The sequence below is a fragment of the Bacillus sp. AFS001701 genome (assembly GCF_002559405.1).
Lineage (GTDB): Bacteria > Bacillota > Bacilli > Bacillales > Bacillaceae_G > Gottfriedia.
The window spans coordinates 1-5,887 of record NZ_NTZO01000097.1 but is presented as its reverse complement, the minus strand read 5'-3'; the positions used below and the strand labels follow the sequence as shown (position 1 = coordinate 5,887).

Here is a 5,887-nt window from a genome sequence, read left to right as displayed (position 1 = left end):
CATAAAAACTAGAAACCATTGTTGGGATTGATAAAATAATTGTAATAGAAGTTAAAAATTTCATTACAATATTTAAATTATTTGAGATAACTGAAGCAAATGTATTCATCATTCCACTTAAGATATTACTATATACTTCTGCCATCTCAATTGCCTGTTTATTTTCGATAATTACATCCTCTAATAAATCTTCATCATCTTCATACATTTTTAATATATTCCCTTTAAGAATTTTTTGCATGACAATTTTATTCGATTTAAGTGAAGTAGTAAAATAAACTAGACTTTTTTCAAGGTTCAGCATTGTAAATAACTCTTGATTTCTCGTGGATTGATGTAATTCAACTTCGATTTCATTTGTTTTACGATTAATTTGTTTAAGATAACGTAAATAATATGATGATGTCGTATGCAATAGTTGAAGTGCAAATCTAGTCTTTTTAAACGTAAAGAAGCCTTTTACTTTTTGGTAAATAAATCGTTCAAAGATCGGATTTTCACTTAAACAGATTGTGACAAAAGTGCTGGATGAAATAATCATCCCGATTGGTATTGTATCAAAAATTGTGTGCCCATTATCATCATGAGCTACAATTGGAATATCAACAATAATTAGAGTGTGTTCCCCTTCAACCTCTATCCTTGAACGTTCTTCATCATCAAGTGGGTCTTTAATAAAATCTAAATCTAAGTCTAATTTTTGAACTAGATATTGAATTTCTTGTTCTGTTGGGTTGATCGCATTGATCCAACAACCTTTCTCAATAACGTCGACTTGATTTAGTTTCCCTTGTGCATCTGAAAGATAAAAATTTAGCATCTTAATTCACCTCTAATTCTAAAACAAAAACTACACAATAATAGCATACGAAACATTTATATATGTTTCAACCTTTATTAAAAAGAAAGTCCATTTTCTAATAATCAAACGCTATTAGTAGCTATTTTAGTGAGCATTTATATTATTCGCAAATAAAGAAAAAGGCCACTTATAGTGACCTATTTTTTAATATCCGCTTTTATAAAAATAATGCATATCACTTAATTCATCAATGTATTGATAAACTTCTAACTGACTTTGTAATTGCTCTTTTGTATGTACTGAATAATCTTCCGTATTCAATTGATTTTGAACAGTTGAAAGAGTATTAGATAAATCAGATTTTAATGCATCATATGACATAGAATACATAAAATTCATCCTTCCAATTGAAATTTATCATATTATATGTAATATAATGTAAAACAAATCATATTAATTTTATTTTCTACCTTTTGCCACTAATTTTTTTATTAAAAAATATACAACAAATAGGGCAATCGCTATAATGATTAGCATTGGTGTATATGGGGCTAAAACAGATTTAGCAGTTCCCCAGTTTTTACCTAATTTCTCACCTATTTTGATAAATAGTATAGACCAAGGAATGATTGCAAGAACTGTATAAAGTGTAAATTTACTTATTGGCATCTTTGCTAAACCCGCTGGAATCGAAATGGCATGTCTAACAACTGGAATAAAGCGAGCTGTAAACACTACTCCAACGCCATATTTTGAAAACCATTTTTCAGCTAAATCAAGATGATGCTTATTAATTAGAATATATTTACCATATTTTTCAATGATTGGTCGACCACCAAAATAACCTAACCAATATAAAAATAATTGTGCAATAGTTCCCCCGATCACACCTGCTACTAATGCACCTACAAAATTTATATGCCCTCCGGCTACAAGATAACCAGCATATGCTAATACAATCTCACTCGGGATAACCTCGATCATTAATCCTAATGCTACCCCTAAATATCCTAATGATGCAAAAAATTCTAATATTTGATGAATGATATTTGTCAATAGGATCCCCCTCTCAAAAACAACTTGTACTACAATGATAATACATAGCAAGATAAAATATGTCAAAATAAAGAAATACTCAGATGAAAGTATTATTTCATATAAAAAAAGGCTGTCCAAGTCAGTGACCTGACATTAGAACAGCCTTTTATCATTTCTTAATTATTTAATTACAACGTTTTTGTAAGTGTAATCTGGTCCAAATGCATGCTCAATTAATCCAGTTACTTTTGGCTTCATAACGTATGCAATAGCACGTTGGTAAATTGGAAGAATTGCAGCATTGTCTTGTACTAAGATTTTCTCAGCTTGTAAGAATGAATCAGAACGCTTAGCTGGATCTAATAAGAATTCAGAACCTGCTTGTGAGATTAACTTATCATACTCTTTGTTAGAGAATCCCATTTGGTTGAATGGGCTTTGACTAGTCCACATATCGAAGTATGTCATTGGGTCTTTGTAGTCTGGACCCCATCCGCCGAATGAGATGTCATAATCTTTCTTAGAGTTTAAGTCTAATTGTTGTGCAAATGGAACTGATTTAATGTTAATTTTTAAACCTGGTAAGTTTTTAGTGAATTCACCTTGTAGGTACTCACTGATTTTTTTGTTAGTTTCAGTATCTGAACCTAATAATTCGATTGAAACATCTTTCTTACCGATTTCTTTTAATCCTTGTTCCCATAATGTTTTAGCATCAGCTGGATCGTATTTTACAAGTTGTCCAGAAGCATCACGGAAGTCTTTACCATTAGCATCTAAGAAGTTACTTGGAGCTAAACCGTATAAAGGTACTGAACCGTTATTTAAGATTACGCTAGTAATTGCTTCACGGTCAAATGATTCGTTTAAAGCTTTACGGATGTTAACGTTTTTAAGAGCTGGATTTTTCGATTCGTTTACACGTAAGAAGAATACAGTTGGCTCTTTAGTTGTTCCGTAGTCAGGGCTAGATTTATATTTGTCAACAAACTCTGCAGTTAAACCAGCACGGTCAACATCACCAGACTCATATAAGTTAACTCCAGTTTGTGGATCTTTTACGATTTTAAAGTTGATTTCTTTTAATGATACGTCTTTAGCATCATAGTAGTCAGGGTTTTTAACTAACTTGTAGCTTTCATCATGTTTCCACTCTGATAATTCAAATGGACCATTAAAAATTAAATTAGATGCTTCTAACCCGTAGTTTTTACCTTGAGATTCAACAAATTTTTGATTTAATGGTAAGAATGTTGGGAAAGTTACTAAAGAGTCAAAATATGGAATAGCTTTTGCTAATTTAACTTCTAAAGTTTTATCATCAACAGCTTTAACTCCTAATTGATCAACTGGTTTTTTACCAGTAGTAACTTCTTCACCGTTTTGTAATACATTCAACATGAATGCATACTCAGATGCATTTTTAGGATCTGCAGCACGTTTCCATCCGTAAACGAAGTCTCCTGCAGTAACAGGGTCACCATTAGACCATTTTGCATCACGTAAGTGGAATGTATAAGTTAAACCATCAGCTGATTTATCAAAAGATTCTGCGATACCAGGTTGTACAACATCATCTTTACCTAACGTGTTTAGACCTTCCATAATGTTACCTAAAACATTGAAAGATTCAGCATCTGTACTAGTACTTGAATCTAAACTTGGTAGTTCAGCTCCGCCTAGTAAGTTTAATACTTGTGGTTTTGCTTTTGCTGTTTCTTTTTTACCTTCATTTGATTTGTCTGAGTTACATGCAGTTAAAAGCATGCTCACAGCAACAGATAAAGATAGAAAATACGATACCTTCTTTTTCATTAGATTGCCTCCCCAAAATTAAACAATTAGACTTAAAAACTATTAAAATATTCAAACAATTTAACTTGTCCGAATAGTTAATAACCTTTAACTTACTTTTAATTTTACATACTTTTTAGATTATATCAACAAAAAATCGACATTTTTTTCAAAAAAATTAATAAATTTAAATAAATCTTTACTTTTTTGTAATTAAAAACTACATTTTGAAGCATTTTTTTGCATATTAAATCAAAACTATTAATAATTGCCCCAATTTCAATAAATGATTAAAGTTGGACAAATATGTATATTTTTTAGTTTAAAATTTAATTTTTTCTCTGCAAGCTCAAATTATATACAGTATCCAGTTAAAAAAAGTAATCTCTGGACACCTTTTAATATTTACTTTTAAACTTTTTCTTATACAAAAAAAGAAAATAAACCCTATAGTTTTTAACATAAAACTTCCTAAAAAAGAGAAGGGTGATCCCTTCTCCTTTTTGTTTCATACTATTATTTTTCGTTAGATGCCCATTTGTAAGAGAAATCTCCGCCAAATTTGTGCGCAATAATACCTTTAACTGAATCTTTTTCTAAATATGCACGACCGCGTTGGTAAATTGGTGAAATACCCGCTTCATCCATAATTACTTTTTCAGCTTCAATCATATCATCCCAACGTTTTTGTGGGTCTGCTTCTTTCTTAGCAGCATTTACAAGCTGATCATATTGTGGATTGTTGTATGCCATTTCATTGAATGGACTGTTAGATAAGAACATATCAATAAATGTCATTGGATCTGGATAGTCTGGACCCCAACCTGAGAATGAAAAGTCATAATCTAATTTTTTCTCGTTATCAAGTTTAATTTCAAACGGTTGTGGAGCTACTGTAATTTTTAAACCAGGTAAATTCTTCTCAAGCTCACCAGCTACATACTCAGCAGCTTTTTTACGAGTTGTATCATCATATGAAAGCATTTTTAGTTCAAATGTATCTTTACCAAGTTCTTTTTTAGCTTCTGCCCATAATTTTTTAGCTTCTTCGACATTATATTTGTTAAAGTCACCATTATGATCACGGAAGTCTTTTGAATCTGGGCCTTTTACCCACTCAGAAGGAACTAACCAATAAGCAGGTTTAGAACCATCATTTAAAATTGAAGATGTAATAGCTGATTTATCATAAGCTAAGTCAAATGCTTTACGAGCTTTAGCATTTTTAAAGATTGGTAGTTTTTCATTAAAACGGAAGAATACTAAACGAGCATCTAATTGAGTTTTGTATTCAGGGTCATTTTTATATTTATCAACGTACTCAGAATCAAGCATTACTTTATCAATATCGCCGTTTTCATATAAGTTAACTGCCGAAGAAGTATCTTTAACTACATTGTATTTAATTTCATCTAACTTAACTGAATCCTTGTCCCAATATTTTGGATTCTTCTTTAATGTAAAGCTTTGCTCATGCTTCCATTCACTTAAAGTAAATGGACCATTATATAATTGAGTATTTGCTTCTAAACCATACTGATCCCCTTTAGACTCTACCCACTTTTGATTTTCAGGTAAGTATGTCCCAAAAGTAGTTAATTGTAAGAAATAAGGAGTTGGTTGTTCTAGCGTTACTTGTAATGTTTTATCATCTAGTGCTTTCACACCTAATTGGTCTTTTGGCATTTTACCATTGAAAATTGCTTCAGCATTTTTCACATAGTATAAAATAAATGAATATTCAGATGCAGTTTTTGGATCTACAGCACGTTGCCAACCATAAACGAAATCATTAGCAGTTACTGGCTCACCATTTGACCATTGTGTATCACGTAAATGGAATGTATATGTTAGACCATCCTTACTAACTTCAACCGAATCTTTTTTAGCAACTCCGTCTACTACTTCGTCACCCTCTCCTAAACGAAGTAAACCTTCATTTACATTGTCTAAAACTTCAAATGACATTGAATCAGTAGTTTTTGCTGAATCCATTGAAGGAATCTCAGTAGTTGTAGTTAACCTTAACGTTTGCTTCTTATCCTTCTGTGAGTTAGTTGCCGTTTTTTCTGTGTCTTTGCCACAAGCTGCTAGTACCGTACTAAGTACTAATAAACTTGAAACAGTTGTTGCTAATCTACGCTTCATTAGAGCACCTCCATATATTAGTGATTATTCATTTTATAATTTACTTATTTTTCTGAAAAATCACTTTTTACTTTTTCAATATACTACATTTTTTTCAGAAAAAAA

At 31.2% G+C, this 5,887-nt stretch carries 5 protein-coding genes; all 5 read right to left on the bottom strand.

Annotated features, from left to right (window positions below; genetic code table 11):
- Positions 1–820: magnesium transporter CorA family protein (locus CN514_RS08210; RefSeq protein WP_098232180.1), on the bottom strand; the 820-nt coding region annotated here is incomplete at its 3' end.
- Positions 821–1,006: 186 nt separating this feature from the next.
- Entirely contained in the window at positions 1,007–1,192 is a 186-nt protein-coding gene (locus CN514_RS08205; protein WP_098232179.1) for a hypothetical protein, read from the bottom strand.
- 69 nt (positions 1,193–1,261) lie between these two features.
- Positions 1,262–1,864 carry an undecaprenyl phosphate transporter UptA gene (gene uptA / locus CN514_RS08200; RefSeq protein ID WP_286141601.1) on the bottom strand — a complete coding sequence of 201 codons (603 nt, stop codon included), beginning with the start codon at positions 1,862–1,864 and terminating at the stop codon, positions 1,262–1,264.
- Positions 1,865–2,020: 156 nt separating this feature from the next.
- Positions 2,021–3,655, bottom strand: a complete 1,635-nt coding sequence (locus tag CN514_RS08195) for a peptide ABC transporter substrate-binding protein (protein ID WP_098232178.1) — start codon at positions 3,653–3,655, stop codon at positions 2,021–2,023.
- Between the two features lie 495 nt (positions 3,656–4,150).
- Positions 4,151–5,782 carry a peptide ABC transporter substrate-binding protein gene (locus CN514_RS08190; protein ID WP_098232177.1) on the bottom strand — a complete coding sequence of 544 codons (1,632 nt, stop codon included), beginning with the start codon at positions 5,780–5,782 and terminating at the stop codon, positions 4,151–4,153.
- Positions 5,783–5,887 lie beyond the last annotated feature (105 nt).